The 16,029-nt window shown below is 67.5% G+C and carries 19 protein-coding genes; 10 read left to right on the forward strand and 9 right to left on the reverse strand.

Features of this window, described 5'->3' with window-relative positions; genetic code table 11:
• The first annotated feature begins 171 nt into the window (after positions 1–171).
• Both proC and AC3A56_RS03865 read left to right on the forward strand, forming a co-directional pair.
• Positions 172–996: a pyrroline-5-carboxylate reductase gene (gene proC / locus AC3A56_RS03860; protein ID WP_487769391.1), complete on the forward strand. Its 825-nt coding sequence runs from the start codon at positions 172–174 to the stop codon at positions 994–996.
• The gene (locus tag AC3A56_RS03865) at positions 993–1,568 is read left to right on the forward strand and encodes a YggT family protein (RefSeq protein ID WP_487769392.1); all 576 of its coding nucleotides are present in this window, start codon (positions 993–995) and stop codon (positions 1,566–1,568) included. Before proC ends, AC3A56_RS03865 begins: the two co-directional genes overlap by 4 nt.
• Before the next feature lie 945 nt (positions 1,569–2,513).
• Here the strand turns inward: AC3A56_RS03865 and AC3A56_RS03870 are convergent.
• From AC3A56_RS03870 to pdxH, 3 genes are read right to left on the reverse strand one after another with little or no spacing between them, the layout of a single operon-like run.
• Positions 2,514–3,323 (reverse strand): cobalamin-binding protein, encoded by an 810-nt coding sequence (locus AC3A56_RS03870; protein WP_487769393.1) that lies wholly within the window; start codon positions 3,321–3,323, stop codon positions 2,514–2,516.
• A 4-nt stretch (positions 3,324–3,327) separates the two neighbouring features.
• A complete protein-coding gene (locus AC3A56_RS03875; protein ID WP_487769394.1) occupies positions 3,328–3,768 on the reverse strand; it encodes a secondary thiamine-phosphate synthase enzyme YjbQ in 441 nt (146 codons plus the stop codon).
• Positions 3,765–4,352, reverse strand: a complete 588-nt coding sequence (gene pdxH / locus AC3A56_RS03880; protein ID WP_487769395.1) for a pyridoxamine 5'-phosphate oxidase — start codon at positions 4,350–4,352, stop codon at positions 3,765–3,767. The genes AC3A56_RS03875 and pdxH overlap by 4 nt, the downstream gene beginning before the upstream one ends.
• Positions 4,353–4,584: 232 nt before the next feature.
• Here pdxH and AC3A56_RS03885 point away from each other — a divergent pair, with 232 nt between their 5' ends.
• A complete protein-coding gene (locus AC3A56_RS03885; protein WP_056717531.1) occupies positions 4,585–5,415 on the forward strand; it encodes a hypothetical protein in 831 nt (276 codons plus the stop codon).
• A 77-nt stretch (positions 5,416–5,492) separates the two neighbouring features.
• Here the strand turns inward: AC3A56_RS03885 and AC3A56_RS03890 are convergent, their stop codons facing one another.
• From AC3A56_RS03890 to AC3A56_RS03900, 3 genes are all read right to left on the reverse strand, one after another.
• Positions 5,493–5,696, reverse strand: a complete 204-nt coding sequence (locus AC3A56_RS03890) for a dodecin family protein (RefSeq protein WP_056717530.1) — start codon at positions 5,694–5,696, stop codon at positions 5,493–5,495.
• Between the two features lie 111 nt (positions 5,697–5,807).
• A complete protein-coding gene (locus AC3A56_RS03895; RefSeq protein WP_056717529.1) occupies positions 5,808–6,152 on the reverse strand; it encodes a YbjQ family protein in 345 nt (114 codons plus the stop codon).
• A gap of 17 nt (positions 6,153–6,169) precedes the next feature.
• The gene (locus AC3A56_RS03900) at positions 6,170–7,003 is read right to left on the reverse strand and encodes an SDR family oxidoreductase (RefSeq protein ID WP_056717541.1); all 834 of its coding nucleotides are present in this window, start codon (positions 7,001–7,003) and stop codon (positions 6,170–6,172) included.
• A 136-nt stretch (positions 7,004–7,139) separates the two neighbouring features.
• Here AC3A56_RS03900 and AC3A56_RS03905 point away from each other — a divergent pair, with 136 nt between their 5' ends.
• From AC3A56_RS03905 to AC3A56_RS03930, 6 genes are all read left to right on the forward strand, one after another.
• A complete protein-coding gene (locus AC3A56_RS03905; protein ID WP_056717528.1) occupies positions 7,140–7,694 on the forward strand; it encodes a shikimate kinase in 555 nt (184 codons plus the stop codon).
• Positions 7,691–8,779 carry a 3-dehydroquinate synthase gene (gene aroB, locus AC3A56_RS03910; RefSeq protein WP_487769396.1) on the forward strand — a complete coding sequence of 363 codons (1,089 nt, stop codon included), beginning with the start codon at positions 7,691–7,693 and terminating at the stop codon, positions 8,777–8,779. The genes AC3A56_RS03905 and aroB overlap by 4 nt, the downstream gene beginning before the upstream one ends.
• Positions 8,780–8,902: 123 nt before the next feature.
• The gene (locus tag AC3A56_RS03915) at positions 8,903–9,163 is read left to right on the forward strand and encodes a WGR domain-containing protein (protein ID WP_007810035.1); all 261 of its coding nucleotides are present in this window, start codon (positions 8,903–8,905) and stop codon (positions 9,161–9,163) included.
• 1 nt (position 9,164) lies between these two features.
• Positions 9,165–10,232 carry a uroporphyrinogen decarboxylase gene (hemE, locus tag AC3A56_RS03920; RefSeq protein WP_487769397.1) on the forward strand — a complete coding sequence of 356 codons (1,068 nt, stop codon included), beginning with the start codon at positions 9,165–9,167 and terminating at the stop codon, positions 10,230–10,232.
• 23 nt (positions 10,233–10,255) lie between these two features.
• Positions 10,256–10,606 (forward strand): DUF3147 family protein, encoded by a 351-nt coding sequence (locus tag AC3A56_RS03925; protein ID WP_056717525.1) that lies wholly within the window; start codon positions 10,256–10,258, stop codon positions 10,604–10,606.
• A 105-nt stretch (positions 10,607–10,711) separates the two neighbouring features.
• Complete coding sequence (locus tag AC3A56_RS03930; protein WP_487769398.1) at positions 10,712–13,552, forward strand: valine--tRNA ligase; 2,841 nt, start codon at positions 10,712–10,714, stop codon at positions 13,550–13,552.
• 96 nt (positions 13,553–13,648) lie between these two features.
• Here AC3A56_RS03930 and rimI read toward each other — a convergent pair whose 3' ends face one another.
• From rimI to AC3A56_RS03945, 3 genes are read right to left on the reverse strand one after another with little or no spacing between them, the layout of a single operon-like run.
• Positions 13,649–14,131: a ribosomal protein S18-alanine N-acetyltransferase gene (gene rimI / locus AC3A56_RS03935; protein ID WP_487769399.1), complete on the reverse strand. Its 483-nt coding sequence runs from the start codon at positions 14,129–14,131 to the stop codon at positions 13,649–13,651.
• 2 nt (positions 14,132–14,133) lie between these two features.
• Complete coding sequence (locus tag AC3A56_RS03940) at positions 14,134–14,625, reverse strand: hypothetical protein (protein WP_487769400.1); 492 nt, start codon at positions 14,623–14,625, stop codon at positions 14,134–14,136.
• Positions 14,622–15,404 carry a CDP-alcohol phosphatidyltransferase family protein gene (locus AC3A56_RS03945; protein ID WP_056717521.1) on the reverse strand — a complete coding sequence of 261 codons (783 nt, stop codon included), beginning with the start codon at positions 15,402–15,404 and terminating at the stop codon, positions 14,622–14,624. The genes AC3A56_RS03940 and AC3A56_RS03945 overlap by 4 nt, the downstream gene beginning before the upstream one ends.
• A gap of 111 nt (positions 15,405–15,515) precedes the next feature.
• Here AC3A56_RS03945 and AC3A56_RS03950 point away from each other — a divergent pair, with 111 nt between their 5' ends.
• Positions 15,516–15,938 (forward strand): DUF4124 domain-containing protein, encoded by a 423-nt coding sequence (locus AC3A56_RS03950; RefSeq protein ID WP_235580675.1) that lies wholly within the window; start codon positions 15,516–15,518, stop codon positions 15,936–15,938.
• Positions 15,939–16,029: the final 91 nt, after the last annotated feature.

The following is a 16,029-nucleotide window of genomic DNA, read 5'->3' on the forward strand; positions in this document are numbered from 1 at the left end:
AAGTGTCGACCCGGTTTGCGCGGTCTGTCGTAAAACCGCGATCCGACCTTCGCCGGCGGATCGATGGCGACCGTCGCCGGACGCACCCACCACGGAATCGGCCCGCAGTGCGACGGCTCCGGTAAGGTACGCGGTCTGGACGATCCACCTGACGCATCCGAGGAACCCTGCATGACACGACTTGCCTTCATCGGCGGCGGCAACATGGCGCGCAGCCTGATCGGCGGCCTGCTGAAGACCGGCGTGGCGCCGGCCACGGTGAGCGTGGCCGAGCCGCTGGCCGAAGCGCGCCAGGCGCTGGGCCGCGAATTCGGCATCGCCTGCTACGCCGAGAACCGGCTTGCCGCGGCGGAAGCCGAGGTCATCGTGCTGGCGGTCAAGCCGCAGATCATGCCGGCGATCCACGCCGAACTGCGCGACACCCTGCAACGCAATCGCCCGCTGCTGATCTCGATCGCCGCCGGCGTGCGGCTGGACCAACTGGAACGCTGGTTCGGCAGTGGCCTGCCGATCGTGCGCTGCATGCCCAACACGCCGGCCCTGATCGGCGCCGGCGCCACCGGCCTGTGCGCCAACAGCCGGGTCAGCCCGGCGCAGAAGGCGCAAGCCCAGCACATCCTGGACGCTGCCGGGATCACCCGCTGGATCGACGACGAGGCGCTGATGGATACGGTCACCGCCTTGTCCGGTTCCGGCCCGGCCTACTTCTTCGCCCTGGTCGAGGCGCTGGAAGCGGCCGCCGTGGCCCAGGGCCTGCCCCGCGACACCGCCCGCGCGCTGGCCGCGCAGACCTGCCTCGGCGCCGGCCGCATGCTGGTCGAAGGCGGCGAAGACCCCGCGCTGCTGCGCCAGCGCGTCACCTCGCCCAACGGCACCACCCAGGCCGCGCTGGAAAGTCTTGCCGCCGACGGGCTGCCGCACATCGTGGCCCGTGCGGTCCACGCCGCCACCCGTCGCGGAGCGGAACTGGCCAACGAACTGGACAAGCTGTCGTGAGCTACCTGCTGAACGCCCTCTCCATGCTGATCGAGCTGGTCTTCGAGGCGGCCGTCACCCTGCTGCTGCTGCGCGTGGCCGCCGAAGCCTGCCGCGCCGACTTCCACAACCCGCTGAGCCAGTTCATCTACCGCTACACCAACCCGGTGCTGGCGCCGATCCGCCGCGTGCTGCCGAACTGGCGCCGGATCAACCTGGCCGCCCTGCTGCTGGCCTGGCTGGCGATGCTGCTCAAGCGCGTGCTGCTGTTCGCCCTGCAGGGCGTGATGGCGCACCCGTTGGGACTGATCGTGCTGGCGCTGGCCGAACTGCTCGACTTCGCCCTGCTGTTCTATCTGGTGCTGATCTTCGGCTGGTCCCTGCTGAGCATGTTCTCGGTGGATCAGCGCCATCCCCTGCTCAGGCTGGCCGGCGCCCTGGTGGCCCCGCTGCTGCGCCCGCTGCGCGGCAGGCTGGTCGCCGGTCAGATCGACTTCGCGCCGATGGTGGTGATGATCGTGTTGCTGCTGGCGCGCCTGCTGATCGCCGCACCGCTGCTGGATCTGGGGGCGCGGTTGGCACTGGGCGCCTGAGATTTCTCTTGTGACTGTGACTTTGGCCGCCGTCTTCTGTAAGAAATAGATCAAGAGCTTTCGTCCTCCTTCGGAGGGCGAGTCACTTTCTGCCTCTTGCTTCGATGTGCCTAGAAGCAAAAGCTTCAAAAGCTTCAAGTGCAGAGCGGTCGATCGCCTTCGGCGACCGAGTCACTTTTCTCTTGCGTGGCCAAGAGAAAAGTAACCAAAAGAGAAGGCCACCCCGCTTGGCGCTTGCCGGACTCCTGTCCGGCAGTCCGTGAGCCGGGGCCGGGCTTTTCGAACGGGCATCCTGCCCGTGCGAAAAGGCGTTGCCATCCCTGGCAACGCCCGCTACGCGGCCTGTCGTCCCCGTCTCACCGCCGCACAAGGGACCCCGGTAAAGCAGCGGGCCATCGTGGCCCGCACTCGGTGATGAAGCTGAAGAACAAAAGCCAGAGCCAGGACCGAAGCAAAGCTCCGAGTCGCCGCTTTGCTCTTGATCCGGCTCTTCTGAAAAGTACGCGCAGGATGCGCGTCGCTCTACCCGGGGCCCCTCTGCAGCGGCGAGGCGGGGTCGACAGGCCGCCTAGCGGGAGCCGACAGGGATGTCGGCTCCTTTTCGCACGGACAGGATGTACGTTCGAAAAGCCCGGCCCCGACTCGCGGACTTTCCGGGCAGGAAGCCCGGAAAGCGCGGAAGCGGGGTGGCCTCTCTTTGGGCCACGTTTCTCTGGCCACTCAGAGAAAGGTGGCTCGGCTGCCGTAGGCAGACGAAAGCTTTTGCTCTGATGCGCAGGGGCACGCAAAAGCGCCGCCCGCAACGGCAAGTGCGATGACCAGCTTCGCTGTTTTAAAGCTGTTCCGGCCTTCGCCGGAATGACGACCGGTGAGCGGGAAGGCCTTCGCTGGCATGACGAGTGGGCTGGAGGTCGCCGGCACAACAGCCCGCAAACGGCGAAAAGCTCAGCGCAGCGCCCACTCGGCGATGATTCGATGGATCTCGTCCAGTCCGTCGAACAGCGCCGCCGGTCCCGGCTGCAGGATGATCGGCGACTTGATCTCGTGGAGGTCACCGTGGCGCACCGCGGGGATCGCGTCCCAGCCCGGTCGCGCCGCGACCTTCCCGGGGCGGAAGCGCTTGCCGCACCAGGAGCCCAGGATGATGTCCGGCGCGCGCCGCACCACCTCGTCACCGTTCGGCAGGATGCGCTGCTTGGCCAGCGGTTCGCGGGCCAGTTCGGGGAAACAGTCGTCGCCACCGGCGATGCCGATGATTTCGGCGACCCAGCGGATGCCGGTGATGATCGGCTCGTCCCATTCCTCGAAATACACTTTCGGCCGCCGCGACAGTCGCGCCACGGCGGCGCGGATGTCGGCAATGTGCCGCTCGGCGCGTTGCGCGTACGCGTCGGCCTTTTCATGCGCGCCGACCATCGCGCCCAGCCGCCGGATGTAGGCGAGGATGCCGTCGACGCTGCGATGGTTGCTGACCCATACCTCCACGCCGCACTTGATCAGCTCGCGCGCGATATCGGCCTGGATGTCGGAGAAGCCGATCGCCAGATCGGGTTCCAGTTTCATGATCTCGCCGATCTTCGCGCTGGTGAACGCGGAGACCTTCGGCTTCTCCTTGCGCGCGCGCGGCGGCCGCACGGTGAAGCCGGAGATGCCGACGATGCGGTGCTCTTCGCCCAGTGCGTACAGCACCTCGGTCGGCTCCTCGGTGAGGCAGACGATACGCTGGGGGAAGTGGTCGGCCACGCGGTGATCCATCCGCTCAATGCCCCAGCACGGTCACCGTGACCTTGCGCTGGTGCGGGTCGAGCCGGTGCTCCCACAGGTAGATGCCTTGCCAGGTGCCGAGTTGCAACTTGCCGCCGTGCACCGGCACGACCAGGCTGACCCCGGTGAGGATCGAGCGGACATGCGCTGGCATGTCGTCGGGCCCCTCCGCGTCATGTTCGAAGAGCGGGTCGCCGTCGGGCACCGCGCGGGCGAACCAGCGCTCCAGGTCGCGGCCCACCGCCGGGTCGGCGTTCTCGCCGAGCAGCAAGGAGCAACTGGTGTGGGCAGTGAAGACATGGGCCATGCCGAGCTGGACATGGCTGGCCGCCAGCGCATCCGCCACCTGCGCGGTGATGTCGCTGAAACCGCGCCCGCGGGTATGCACGATGAAGCCACCCTGCGCCACGTGCTGCGCGGGCAGCGGACGGGTCACGGGTACAGCATCCGGCTGGTCCAGGTCTGGCCGTGGCGATCCCAGCGCACCCGCTCGTGCAGGCGGAACTCGGCGCCGTACCAGAACTCCAGCATGTCCGGCTCGACCACGAAGCCGCCCCAGTGTGGCGGCCGGCTCACCTCGCGACCGTCGAACTGCTGCTCATAGCGCGCCACGCGCTGCTCGAAGGTGTCGCGATCGGGCAGGGTCTGCGATTGCAGCGAAGCCCAGGCGCCGATCTGGCTGCCGCGCGGGCGGCTGGCGAAATAGGCATCCGACTCCTCGTCCTGCAGCTTGCGGGCGGCGCCCTCGACGCGGACCTGCACGCCTTCGCGCAATTGCTTCCAGTGGAAGCACAGCGCCACCTGCGGGTGGGCGTCCAGCTGGCTGCCCTTGTCGCTCTGGTAGTTGGTGTAGAAGCGGAAGCCACGCTCGTCGGCGCCCTTGAGCAGCACGATGCGCGAGGCGACCCGGCCGGAAGCGTCGACGGTGGAAAGGTTCATCGCCGTCGGCTCGCGGTCGCCGCTGGCCCTGGCTTCGTCCAGCAGGCGCAGGAAGGTGTCCAGAATCTCGGGTTTGAGCATGATGTCGAAACTTTCCTTTTGCATCGTGGCCGACACGCGCCATCATGGCGCGGATGAACCTGAGCGATGATAGTGCAATGTCCTGTTCCCCCAGTAGCTTTCCGGCCCGGCTGACGGCGCCATCCTGCCCTGCCCGGCGTGAAGCAGGCAGGGACGCGCCCGTTTGGGGGATACTGGGCGATCACCGCCTGCCTGTGGCGGAAGTGCCTCCGGGAACCAAGGTATCTTGCGGATGATGTCTCACGCCGACCTGCACAACGAAGCCCTCGCCGGCCATCTGCTCGACCAGTACGCAGGGCGCATCGCCCGCTCGCGCCGCCCCTACATCCTTGGCCTTTCCGGCCTGCAGGGCAGTGGCAAGAGCACGCTGGCGCGGGTGATGAAGATGCAGGCCGAGGCTCGCGGCTGGGCCACCGAGGTGCTGTCGCTGGACGACTTCTACTATGCCCGCAGCGAACGCGAGACGCTGGCGCGCGAAGTCCATCCGCTGCTGCGCACGCGCGGCGTGCCGGGCACTCACGAGATCGAACTGCTGATGTCGGTGCTGGCCGCCCTGCCGCATGCCTCGGAACGGTTGCCGGTGCTGCACCCGCGTTTCGACAAGGGCCGCGACACCCGCTTTCCACCGTCACGCTGGCCGCGGATCACCCGGCCGCCGAAGCTGGTGATCGTGGAGGGCTGGGCACTGGGCATCCGTCCGCAGTTGCAGGCTGCGCTGGCCAAGCCGGTCAACGAACTGGAGCGCCGCGAGGACCCCGACGGCAGCTGGCGGCACTGGGTCAACAAGCAGCTGCGCGGCTACCAGCCGCTGTGGCGCAAGTTCGATGCCCTGATCGTGCTGCAGGCGCCAGGCTGGGAAATCGTGCGGCGCTGGCGCGGCGAGCAGGAGCAGGATCTCTTGGCGCGCCACGCGCCCCTGGCGATGGACGCCGCGGCGATGGAGCGGTTCCTCGCCCACTTCGAACGACTGAGCCGGCACGCGCTGGCCACCCTGCCGGTGCTGTCCGATACCTGCGTGGAGTACGACGACGACCGCCACGTGACGGGGCTCAGTCACGGCTGACGGGAATCGGGAATCGGGAATCGGGAATCGGGAATCGGGGAAGCATCGCACTGCCCCGACCCTGATTCCCGCACCGATCAATCCACCACGAAGTTGATCTTCATGTTGACGCGCCACTCGGTCACCGTGCCGTCGTCTCCGGTGACCACCTTGATCTCGTTGACCCAGGCGCCCTTGATGTTCTTCACCGACTCGGCGGCTTTCTTCAGGCCGTGCTGCACGGCGTCTTCGACGCCCTTGGCGGACGAGGCGTTGATTTCGATGACCTTGGCTACTGACATGACGTCACTCTCCCATGGAGTCCGTGCGAGCGGCACGATGCGCTTCCCCTGTTCGAAGCGCCAGTCTGGACTGCCGTTGTCGAAAGGGACAAGCCGCACTGCAAAATCACGTCACGTTGACGCCTCGACCTGCACGGCCGTGCCGTACGCGAGCACCTCGGTCACGCCCTGGGCCACTTCATTGGCGTCGTAGCGCATCGCCACCACGCCATTGGCGCCCATCGCCGCGGCGTGTTGCAGCATCAGCTCGAACGCTTCCTCGCGGGCCTTCTCGCACAGCTCGGTATAGATCGAGATGTTGCCGCCGACGATGGTCTGCAGCGCCGCGCCGAGATTGCCCACCACGCTGCGCGAACGCACGGTGATGCCCCGCACGATGCCCAGCGAACGGACGATGCGGAAGCCGGGGATCTCGTTGGCGGTACTGACCTGATGGTGTGGAACGGTTCTGGCCATGATGGTGCTCCGTGGAATCAGCTGTCGATCAGTGCAGCATAGCCTTCGCGCGAATCCGGCCACCGCGGCGCCCAGCCGCTGGCGCGCAGGCGGGCATTGCTCAGCCGCTTGCTGCCAACGCCCACCGGCGCGGCACCTTCTGGCGGCGGCGGGGCGTCGATCAGCGCGGCCAGGAAATCGTACAACTCGTCCAGCGGCATCGGCGTGTCGTCGACGCCCAGGTACAGCGCTTGCGGCGCCTCCACCTGCAGCAGGTGGACGATGGCCGCGGCGGCATCGTCGACGTGGATGCGGTTGGCCCAGTGCGGCACTTCGCGGGGTACCCGCAGCTGTCCCGCGCGCAGCTTTTCCACCAGTTGCAGGCGCCCGGGCCCGTACAGGCCCGCCAGGCGCAGCACCACGCCGGGCACCGGCTGCTCAGCCAGCCACTGCTCGGCCTCGCGCAGCACCGCACCATTGAAGCCGAGCGGACCGACCGAGGTGGTTTCATCCACCCAGTCGCCATCGTGCTCGCCGTACACCGCGCTGGATGACACGAACAGGCATCGCTGCAGGCGACTGCCGTCCAGCGCTTCCAGCAGATGACGCAGGCCGTCCACGAAAACCGCGCGATAGCTGGCCTTGTCCCGCCCATCCGGCGCCGGCAGATAGATCACGCGGGTGATGCCGTGGGGCAATGCGCCGAGGCTGGCGGGATCAGTCAGGTCACCGCCCAGCCAGTGGATGCCCGACGCGTCGCGCGCCGGTGGATGCCGCCGCAACGCCCAGACGTCGTCACCGCGCGCGCGCAGAAGCTGCGCCACGCGTTCGCCCAGGTCACCGCATCCGGCCAGCAGGATACGTTCGCTCACCACTACCCTCCCATGGATCTGTCGAGATGAATCGATCGGGCTGACTGGATCACGCCCGCGCTTGCACGCCGAGTATCGCAAATTGACGGCTGCGGGCGGGTCGGACCCGGCCGATCGGCCCTGCTAGCATTCGCTCATGAATCCGTCGCACAACCTTTTCATCATCGGACCGACCGGCGCCGGCAAGACCTCGATCGGGCGACGGCTTGCCGCGCATTATGGCCTGACTTTCATCGATCTCGACCAGGAAATCGAACGGCATTGCGGCGTCGACGTGAACACGGTTTTCGAGATCGAGGGCGAGGCGGGATTCCGCCAGCGCGAAAGCACGCTGCTGGAGGAAATCAGCGGCCAGCATGACCTGTTGCTGGCCACCGGCGCCGGCGCGGTGCTGGCCGAAAGCAATCGTCGATGCCTCGGCGGGCGTGGCTACGTGGTGTGGCTGCAGACCACCATCGCGCAGCAACTCGAACGGCTCGAACGCGACCATCGCCGTCCGTTGCTGGCCGTGCCCGACCGCCACGAGCGGCTGCAGGCGATGGCCCGGGTGCGTGAACCGCTCTACCGCGAACTGGCCGACCTGGCCGTTCCCGGCGAACATGGCAGCGTCGCCAGCGCCAGCGAACGCTGCATCGCGCTGATCGACCAGCACTGGCAACGTCCTTCCGCATTCCCCAGGCAGACCGCATGAACCCGGCAATCCAGCATCTCCACGTCGCGCTGGGCCAGCGCAGCTATCCGGTGTGGATCGGCGCCGGCCTGCTCGACGACCACGCGCGCTGGCGCGCGATGCTGCGCGGCCGGCACGCGCTGGTGATCAGCAACACCACGGTGGCGCCGCTGTACCTGCCGCGGATCGAAGCGGGGCTGGACGGCCTGCACTGGTCGTCCTTCCTGCTCGACGACGGCGAGGCGCACAAGACCTTCGCCAACGTCGGCCGCGCGCTGGAAGCGCTGGGCCAGCTCGGTGCCACCCGCGATGCCTGCGTGATCGCGCTGGGCGGCGGCGTGGTCGGCGACCTGGCCGGCTTCAGCGCCGCGTGCTGGATGCGCGGCATCGACTTCATCCAGATGCCGACCACCTTGCTGGCGATGGTCGACTCCTCGGTCGGCGGCAAGACCGGCGTGAACCTGCCGGTCGGCAAGAACCTGGCTGGCGCCTTCCACCAGCCCCGCGCGGTGATCGCCGACATCGACACCCTGGCCACCCTGCCCGACCGCGAATACCGCGCCGGCCTGGCCGAGGTGATCAAGGGCGCGGCGATCGGCGACGAGCCGTTCTTCGCCTGGCTGGAGCAGCACGCCGATGCGCTGGCCGCACGCGATCCCGCCACCGTGCAGGAGGCGATCGCGCGCAAGGTCGCCTACAAGGCCGGCGTGGTTGCCCGCGACGAAACCGAACAGGGCGAACGCGCCCTGCTCAACCTCGGCCACACCTTCGGCCATGCGCTGGAAACCGCCGGCCACTACACCACCTTGCTGCATGGCGAAGGCGTGGCGGTCGGCATGCTGCTGGCCGCCCGCTTGTCCGAACGGCTGGGCATGAGCGACACCCACGACACCCGCCGCATGCTGCGCCTGCTGGAAACCCTCGGGCTGCCGGTGACGATTCCGCCCGGCATGGACCCTCAACAGCTGCTGGCGCTGATGCGGCTGGACAAGAAGAACAGCGCCGGCAGCCTGCGCCTGATCCTGTGGCGTGGCATCGGCCGGGCCGAGATCGTCGGCGGCGTGGACGAAGCCGACGTCATGGCGATCCTGACCGAAGCCGCTTAGGGCAGACGCCGTCCGCCGCCGCGTGTGACGACATGCCCCGGCCATCCGGCGGGTCCCCGGGCGCAAATCCTATAAACTGTGCCGTCCGGCTACGCGCCCGTTCGTGTTGCACCCCTGGAACCCATGCGCCTCTACCTGCAAACCGTGCCCGGCGCTGCCGAAGCACCCCGCTACGTCCAGATCACGCTGGAGCAGGACCTGCTCGGCGGCTGGACGCTGTATCGCGAGTCCGGCACCCAGGGCGGCCGCGCGACCATGAAACGCGAGCAGTTCCTGGAGCGCGACGAGGCCGTGAGCGCCTTCGAGAAAGCGCGCGATGCCCAGCTCAAGCGCGGTTTCCGCCTGATGTTTGCCCAGGGCCTCGAAGGCCCTTACGGACGTTGAAATGACCGAGTTGAAGAACGACCGCTTCCTGCGCGCACTGCGCCGGGAAGCCACCGACACCACGCCGATCTGGGTGATGCGCCAGGCGGGTCGCTACCTGCCCGAATACCGCGCCACCCGCGAGCGCGCCGGCAGCTTCATGGGCCTGGCGCAGAACCCCGAATACGCCTGCGAAGTCACCCTGCAGCCGCTGGAACGCTTCGAGCTCGACGCAGCGATCCTGTTCTCCGACATCCTCACCATCCCCGATGCGATGGGTCTGGGCCTGTCGTTCGCCCAGGGCGAAGGCCCGCAGTTCGCGCGGCCGCTGCGCACCGCCGCCGACATCGCCAGACTCGCCGTGCCCGACATGGACGGCGAACTGCGCTACGTGATGGATGCGCTGCGGCTGATCCGCCAGGAGCTGCACGGCCGCGTGCCGCTGATCGGCTTCTCCGGCAGTCCGTGGACGCTGGCCTGCTACATGGTCGAAGGCCACGGCTCGCGCGATTTCGCCACGCTGAAGGCGATGTGCTGGAACGAACCGCAACTCGCGCACCAGCTGCTCGACACACTGGCCCGCTCCGTCGCCGCCTACCTGATCGCCCAAGCCGAGGCCGGCGCCCAGGCGCTGATGATCTTCGACACCTGGGGCGGCCTGCTCGGCCCCGCGCCGTTCCGCGAATTCTCGCTGCGCTACATGACGCAGATCGTGGCTGCGCTGAAAGCCGACCCGGCCGCGCGCGAGCTGCCGGTGATCCTGTTCTCCAAGGGCGCCGGCATGCATCTGGCCGAAATGGCCGACAACGGCTGCGCCGCGCTCGGCGTCGACTGGACGATGGATCTGGCCGACGCCCGCCGCGCCGTGGCCGGCAAGGTCGCCCTGCAAGGCAACCTCGATCCGGCGATCCTGCGCGCCAGCCCCGAGGTGATCCGCCGCGAGGCCCGCGCCGTGCTGGACAGTTACGGCAACCACCCCGGCCACGTGTTCAACCTCGGCCACGGCATCACGCCGGAGGTGAATCCGGAGCACGTGAAGGTGCTGGTGGACGAAGTGCACGCCTACGGCCGCACGCTGCGCGAAAGCTGATCGATGTTCCAAGAGGTGGACGGATGCTCTGGCTCGTCACGAAATACCTGATCACCGCAGCCGTCGTCGTGCTGGTCTCCGAAGTCGCCAAGCGCAGCGACCGCCTCGGCGGCCTGATCGCCGCGCTGCCGCTGGTCACCGTGCTGGCGCTGATCTGGCTGCAGGTGGAGCGCCAGCCGCAGGTGAAGATCGCCAACCACGCCTGGTACACGTTCTGGTATGTGGTGCCGACCTTGCCGATGTTCCTCGCCTTCCCCGTCCTGCTGCCGCGGATCGGCTTCTGGCCGACACTGCTGGCCTGCGTGGTGATCACGCTGGTGTGCTTCTGGCTGTTCGCACTGCTGGTACGGCGGTTCGGGATCGAACTGCTGTAACGGGGCGCCCGAACGCGCTTGGGCCATCCGGCTCGCGCCCGTACAATGGCCCGTCCGTAGTCCATTCACACTGCGCGCGCCCGTGGCGCGCCATCGCGAGCCCCCATGGAAAAGAGCTTCGAACCCGCCCAGATCGAGTCCACCTGGTATGCGCGCTGGGAAGCCAGCGGCGCGTTCAAGCCGTCGGGCCAGGGCGAGCCGTATTGCATCCTGCTGCCGCCGCCGAACGTCACCGGCACGCTGCACATGGGGCATGCGTTCCAGCAGACGGTGATGGACATGCTGGTGCGCTACCAGCGCATGCGCGGGTTGAATACGCTGTGGCAGGTCGGCACCGACCACGCGGGCATCGCCACCCAGAAGATCGTGGAGAACCAGTTGGCGGTCGAGGAAAAGACCCGCCATGACCTGGGCCGCGATGCCTTCATCGAACGCGTGTGGAAGTGGAAGGAGGAATCCGGCTCCACCATCACCAACCAGATGCGCCGCATCGGCGCCGCCGCCGACTGGTCGCGCGAACGCTTCACCATGGATGAAGGCCTGTCCGCCGCGGTCCGCAAGGTGTTCATCGACTGGTATCGCGCGGGCCTGATCTACCGCGGCAACCGGCTGGTGAACTGGGACCCGGTGCTGGGCACGGCGGTGTCCGACCTGGAAGTGAACAACGTCGAGCGCGACGGCCACATGTGGTCGATCCGCTATCACGTCACCGGCAGCGACGACAGTTTGGTGGTGGCCACCACCCGCCCGGAAACCATGCTGGGCGACGTCGCCGTGGCGGTGCATCCGGAAGACGAGCGTTACGCGCATCTGGTCGGCAAGATGCTGACCCTGCCGCTGACCGGCCGGCAGATTCCGGTGATCGCGGATGACTACGTGGACAAGGATTTCGGCACCGGCTGCGTGAAGATCACCCCGGCGCACGACTTCAACGACTACGCCATCGGCCAGCGCCACAAGCTGGCGCCGATCACCATCTTCACGCTGGATGCCAAGGTCAACGACAACGCCCCGGAGAAGTATCGGGGCATGGATCGCTACGACGCGCGCAAGGCCGTGCTGGCCGACCTCGAAGCGTCCGGCCTGCTGGTCGAAACGAAGGCGCACAAGCTGCAGGTGCCGGTGAGCCAACGTTCGGACGCGGTGATCGAGCCCATGCTGACCGACCAGTGGTTCGTCGACCTCACCTCGGATGTCCAGGCGGATGGACGTCCCGGTGGCCGCAAGGCGATCACCGAGCCGGCGCTGGATGCCGTGCGCTCGGGCGAGATCCGGTTCGTGCCGGAGAATTGGGCGACCACCTACACGCAGTGGCTGGACAACATCCAGGACTGGTGCATCAGCCGCCAGCTGTGGTGGGGCCACCGCATCCCGGCGTGGTACGACGAGGCCGGCAACATCTTCGTGGGCGAGGACGAGGCCGACGCCCGCGCCAGCGCCGCCACCGCACCGGTCGGCGCGCTGCGCCAGGACGACGACGTGCTCGACACCTGGTTCTCCTCCGCGCTGTGGCCGTTCTCCACGCTGGGCTGGCCGGCCAACGGTCCGGTGAAGAATGAGCGCGGCGAAGTCGTCGCCAACTGGGAGCAGGACAGGATCTTCCTGCCCAGCGCCGTGCTGGTCACCGGCTTCGACATCATTTTCTTCTGGGTCGCCCGCATGGTGATGGCGACCAAGTACTTCACGGGTCAGATCCCGTTCCGCGAGGTCTACATCAACGCGATCGTGCGTGATGCGGAAGGCCAGAAGATGTCCAAGTCCAAGGGCAACACGCTGGACCCGTTGGACCTGATCGATGGCATCGCGCTGGAACCGCTGGTGGAGAAGTCCACCAGGTCGCTGTTGATCCCGCAGGTGCGCGCCAAGGTCGAGAAGCGCATCCGCAAGGACTACCCCGACGGCATTCCCGCGATCGGCACCGACGCACTGCGCTTCACCTTCGCCGCGCTGGCCAGCTACAGCCGTACGATCAACTTCGACCTCAAGCGCGCCGAAGGCTACAAGGCGTTCTGCAACAAGTTGTGGAATGCGGCGCGGTTCGTGCTCTTGAATACGGGGGATGGGGAATCGGGAATCGGGAATCGGGAAGATCAAGAGCCGGTGACCGAGGCGGAGCGGTGGATCCTGACGCGCCTGAAGCAGACGCTGGCCGAGGTCGAGCAGCACTTCGTCAGCTACCGTTTCGACCACCTGGCGCAGGCCTTGTACGAGTTCGTGTGGAACGAGTATTGCGACTGGTTCCTGGAGTTGTCGAAGCCGGCGCTCAATGGCGACGATGCGGTCGCGGCGGCGTCCACCCGCCGCACGCTGCTGGTGGTGCTCGAAAGCGTGCTGCGCGCGCTGCATCCGGTGATCCCCTTCATCACCGAGGAGATCTGGGCATCGGTGGGGCCGAAACTTGGCCTGACCGAAGAAGGCCTGATGCATCGGCCGTGGCCGAATGCCTCCGACATCGTCGCCGACGAGGCAGCCACCGCCGAGATCGAGTGGTTCAAGAACGTGCTGTCCGGCATCCGCAAGATCCGCTCGGAAATGAACATCTCGCCGGCCAAGGTCATCCCGCTGCTGTTCGCCGATGGCGATGCGGGCGATCGCGCGCGGGCGGCCAAGTTCGCTGCGCAGATCAGCTTCCTGGCCCGCACCGAAACGCCGCAGTGGATCGAAGCCGGCGCCGACGAACCGGCGGCGGCCGCGGCCGTGGTCGGCACGCTGCGGGTGATGATCCCGCTGGCCGGGCTGATCGACGTGGCCGCGGAAAAGGCCCGCCTGACCAAGGAGATCGCCCGCATAGAGGTCGAGATCAAAAAGTGCGAAGGCAAGCTCGGCAACGCCAGCTTCGTCGCCAACGCGCCGGCCGAGGTGGTGGCGCAGGAGCGCCAGCGCATCGCCGACTGGAACACCACGCTGGGGGCGTTGCGCGAGCAGGCGGGGAAGCTGCAGAAATGAGTCGCCAGGGAGAGCGGCGTCTGCGCTGACGGATCGGAGAAGCGGGCTTGGTGCCCGCGCTACGCGACTTCACGCATCTGGTGGACGTGCCCTCGTCTATTTCTCAATATCGTCCTTGACGATATTGAGTGCCATCACGATCGCATCCTCGCGCCCGTTGCGGGCCGGGTAATAGCGCGGGCGCCGGCCGATCTCGCTGAAGCCCACCGATTCGTACAGCGCCTTCGCCAGCGGATTGGACGGCCGCACTTCCAGGAAGACCCGCTCGGCACCGTTCCAGCGGGCGATATCCAGCAGCCGGCCGAGCAAATGCCGACCCAGTCCGCGGCCGCGCCAGTCCGGGCCGATGCAGAGGTTCAGCACGTGCGCCTCGCCGGCGCCCATCGACAGGATGCCGTAGCCGGCAATCACCCCGTCCACGCACAGCACCCAGCACGGGTGGCCGGCCTTGACGCAGTCGCCGAAGATGCCCGGCGACCAGGGGAATTCGTAGGAGGCCTGTTCCAGCGCGCTGACCGTGTCCAGGTCGTCCAGGCGCATGCCGCGCACCTGGATCGCCGGCTTGATCACCGCCACCACGATCAGTGCTCCGCCATGGCCAGCGCGCGGCGCACGCTGCGCAGCGCATTCCACAGCCGGCGTTTCGCGTCGGCACGGCCCAGCACCAGGGCCGGTTCGTCCGCCAGCACGATCTGCGCGCGATTCATCACCGCGGCGGGCAACGCCCGTCCCAGCGCATGCGCCTGCGCCTCGCCGAATACCAGATAGGCCTGCGCCTCGGGTACGTCCGCGGCGAGTTGCCCGTCGCTGACGACCAGGCGCGCGGCCCGCCCCAGTACGGCGCCGCAGGTATTCAGCGCGCGCCCGATCAGGTCCAGCTCGCGCGTGTCGCAGCCCTGGGGCAGGATCACCACGCACGCCACCGGACCGGCCGTGGAAAGCGCCTGCGCCGCTTCGGGCATCGACACGGCTGCCGCAGGCATCGCCTTGCGCACCCAATGTGTCACGCCCAGCGCCCGCAGCACGCGGTCGCGGTGACCGGCGTCGACCGGCTGTTGCGCCAGGCCACTCATGCCGCGTTGCGCCTTGCGCGTCGGCGATGCGTGGTCAACCCCCAGATCGTCCACACCGGGCCCGACAACAAGTAGATCGTGAAGCCGGCAAACAGCACGCGCGCCGTGTCCAGGATCAGCAGGGCAATCAGCAACACGGCAGCCACCATCCAGGCGAACGGCACCAGCTGGTGCTTGCCCATCGGCAGCGACTTGAAGCTGAAATAGCGGAACCGGCTGACCATCAGCAGGCCGACCACGATCGCGATCACCGGCGTGACAAAACAGAAATCGCTGCCAGCCAGGCCGAACTTGTCCACGCTCCACACGAAGGACATGCACACCGCTGCCGCAGCCGGACTGGCCAGCCCCTGGAAATAGCGCTTGTCGGCCACGCCCACCTGGGTATTGAAACGGGCCAGCCGCAGCGCAGCGCAGGCGGCGTACACGAACGCCGCGGCCCAGCCCAGCTTGCCCCACAGCGGGCCAAACTCGCGCAGCGCCGACAGCGACCACGTATACATCACCAGCGAAGGCGCCAGTCCGAAGCTGACCAGGTCGGACAGCGAGTCGTACTGCACGCCAAACTCGGTCTGGGTGCCGGTCATCCGCGCCACGCGGCCGTCCAGGCCATCCAGCAGCGCGGCGACGAACACGGCGACGGCAGCCTCGGTGTAACGACCGCCGATGCTGGCGATGATCGCGTAGAAACCCGCGAACATCGCCCCGGTGGTGAACAGGTTCGGCAGCAGGTAAATACCCCGGTGGCGGGGTGGCCGGACGGGCGAAAGCTCGCTCATGAATCAGGACCGTGACAGGATGCGCGCAGTGTAAACCATCGGGTGCTTGAGTCCGGACCGGTGGAGTGTTAACAAGGTAAACCTGATTATTCCCTGGAAATGGAGAACACCATGCGTCGTTCGCTGATTGCCGTGGCGCTGTTGCTGCTGGCACCACTGGCCACCGCTCAGGTCTACAAATGGACCGATGCCAGCGGCACCGTGCATTACTCCGAAGCACCACCGGCGCAGGGCACCAAGTTCGAAAAGGTGACCACCACCGGCACCGCGCAGCCGCTGGCTCCGCCACCGACCAGCGAAACGGCCGGTGCGCGCGAAGCCCCGGCGCAACCCGCCCAGCCGGTGGCGGATACCCCGGAAAACCGGGCCAGTCTGTGCGCCACGCTGAAATCCAACATCGGCGCACTGCAGGGCGGCGGCCCGGTGGTGATGCAGCAGAACGGCAAGTCGGTGGCGCTGGACGATGCCCAGCGCAAGCAGCAGGTCGCCTCGGCCCAGGCGCAATACGACCAGTTCTGCCAGCAGGCCCGCTAAGCCGCGGTTGGCCCGGCGCCGCGAATCGGCGGCCGGGCCGGCATGACGCCTCGGGCGTGACTGGCGGCCGGCCGCTACACTAGGCGTTTCC

The sequence above is a fragment of the Rhodanobacter sp. Soil_C_14 genome, from assembly GCF_057657335.1.

What these genes read in the sequence shown, in the direction of transcription:
- proC (WP_487769391.1), top strand. Translation starts at nt 172, where the DNA reads ATGACACGACTTGCCTTCATCGGCGGCGGCAACATGGCGCGCAGCCTG.
- AC3A56_RS03870 (WP_487769393.1), bottom strand. Translation starts at nt 3,323, where the DNA reads ATGGATCACCGCGTGGCCGACCACTTCCCCCAGCGTATCGTCTGCCTC.
- pdxH (WP_487769395.1), bottom strand. Translation starts at nt 4,352, where the DNA reads ATGCTCAAACCCGAGATTCTGGACACCTTCCTGCGCCTGCTGGACGAA.
- AC3A56_RS03885 (WP_056717531.1), top strand. Translation starts at nt 4,585, where the DNA reads ATGATGTCTCACGCCGACCTGCACAACGAAGCCCTCGCCGGCCATCTG.
- AC3A56_RS03890 (WP_056717530.1), bottom strand. Translation starts at nt 5,696, where the DNA reads ATGTCAGTAGCCAAGGTCATCGAAATCAACGCCTCGTCCGCCAAGGGC.
- AC3A56_RS03895 (WP_056717529.1), bottom strand. Translation starts at nt 6,152, where the DNA reads ATGGCCAGAACCGTTCCACACCATCAGGTCAGTACCGCCAACGAGATC.
- AC3A56_RS03905 (WP_056717528.1), top strand. Translation starts at nt 7,140, where the DNA reads ATGAATCCGTCGCACAACCTTTTCATCATCGGACCGACCGGCGCCGGC.
- aroB (WP_487769396.1), top strand. Translation starts at nt 7,691, where the DNA reads ATGAACCCGGCAATCCAGCATCTCCACGTCGCGCTGGGCCAGCGCAGC.
- AC3A56_RS03915 (WP_007810035.1), top strand. Translation starts at nt 8,903, where the DNA reads ATGCGCCTCTACCTGCAAACCGTGCCCGGCGCTGCCGAAGCACCCCGC.
- hemE (WP_487769397.1), top strand. Translation starts at nt 9,165, where the DNA reads ATGACCGAGTTGAAGAACGACCGCTTCCTGCGCGCACTGCGCCGGGAA.
- AC3A56_RS03925 (WP_056717525.1), top strand. Translation starts at nt 10,256, where the DNA reads ATGCTCTGGCTCGTCACGAAATACCTGATCACCGCAGCCGTCGTCGTG.
- AC3A56_RS03930 (WP_487769398.1), top strand. Translation starts at nt 10,712, where the DNA reads ATGGAAAAGAGCTTCGAACCCGCCCAGATCGAGTCCACCTGGTATGCG.
- AC3A56_RS03940 (WP_487769400.1), bottom strand. Translation starts at nt 14,625, where the DNA reads ATGAGTGGCCTGGCGCAACAGCCGGTCGACGCCGGTCACCGCGACCGC.
- AC3A56_RS03945 (WP_056717521.1), bottom strand. Translation starts at nt 15,404, where the DNA reads ATGAGCGAGCTTTCGCCCGTCCGGCCACCCCGCCACCGGGGTATTTAC.
- AC3A56_RS03950 (WP_235580675.1), top strand. Translation starts at nt 15,516, where the DNA reads ATGCGTCGTTCGCTGATTGCCGTGGCGCTGTTGCTGCTGGCACCACTG.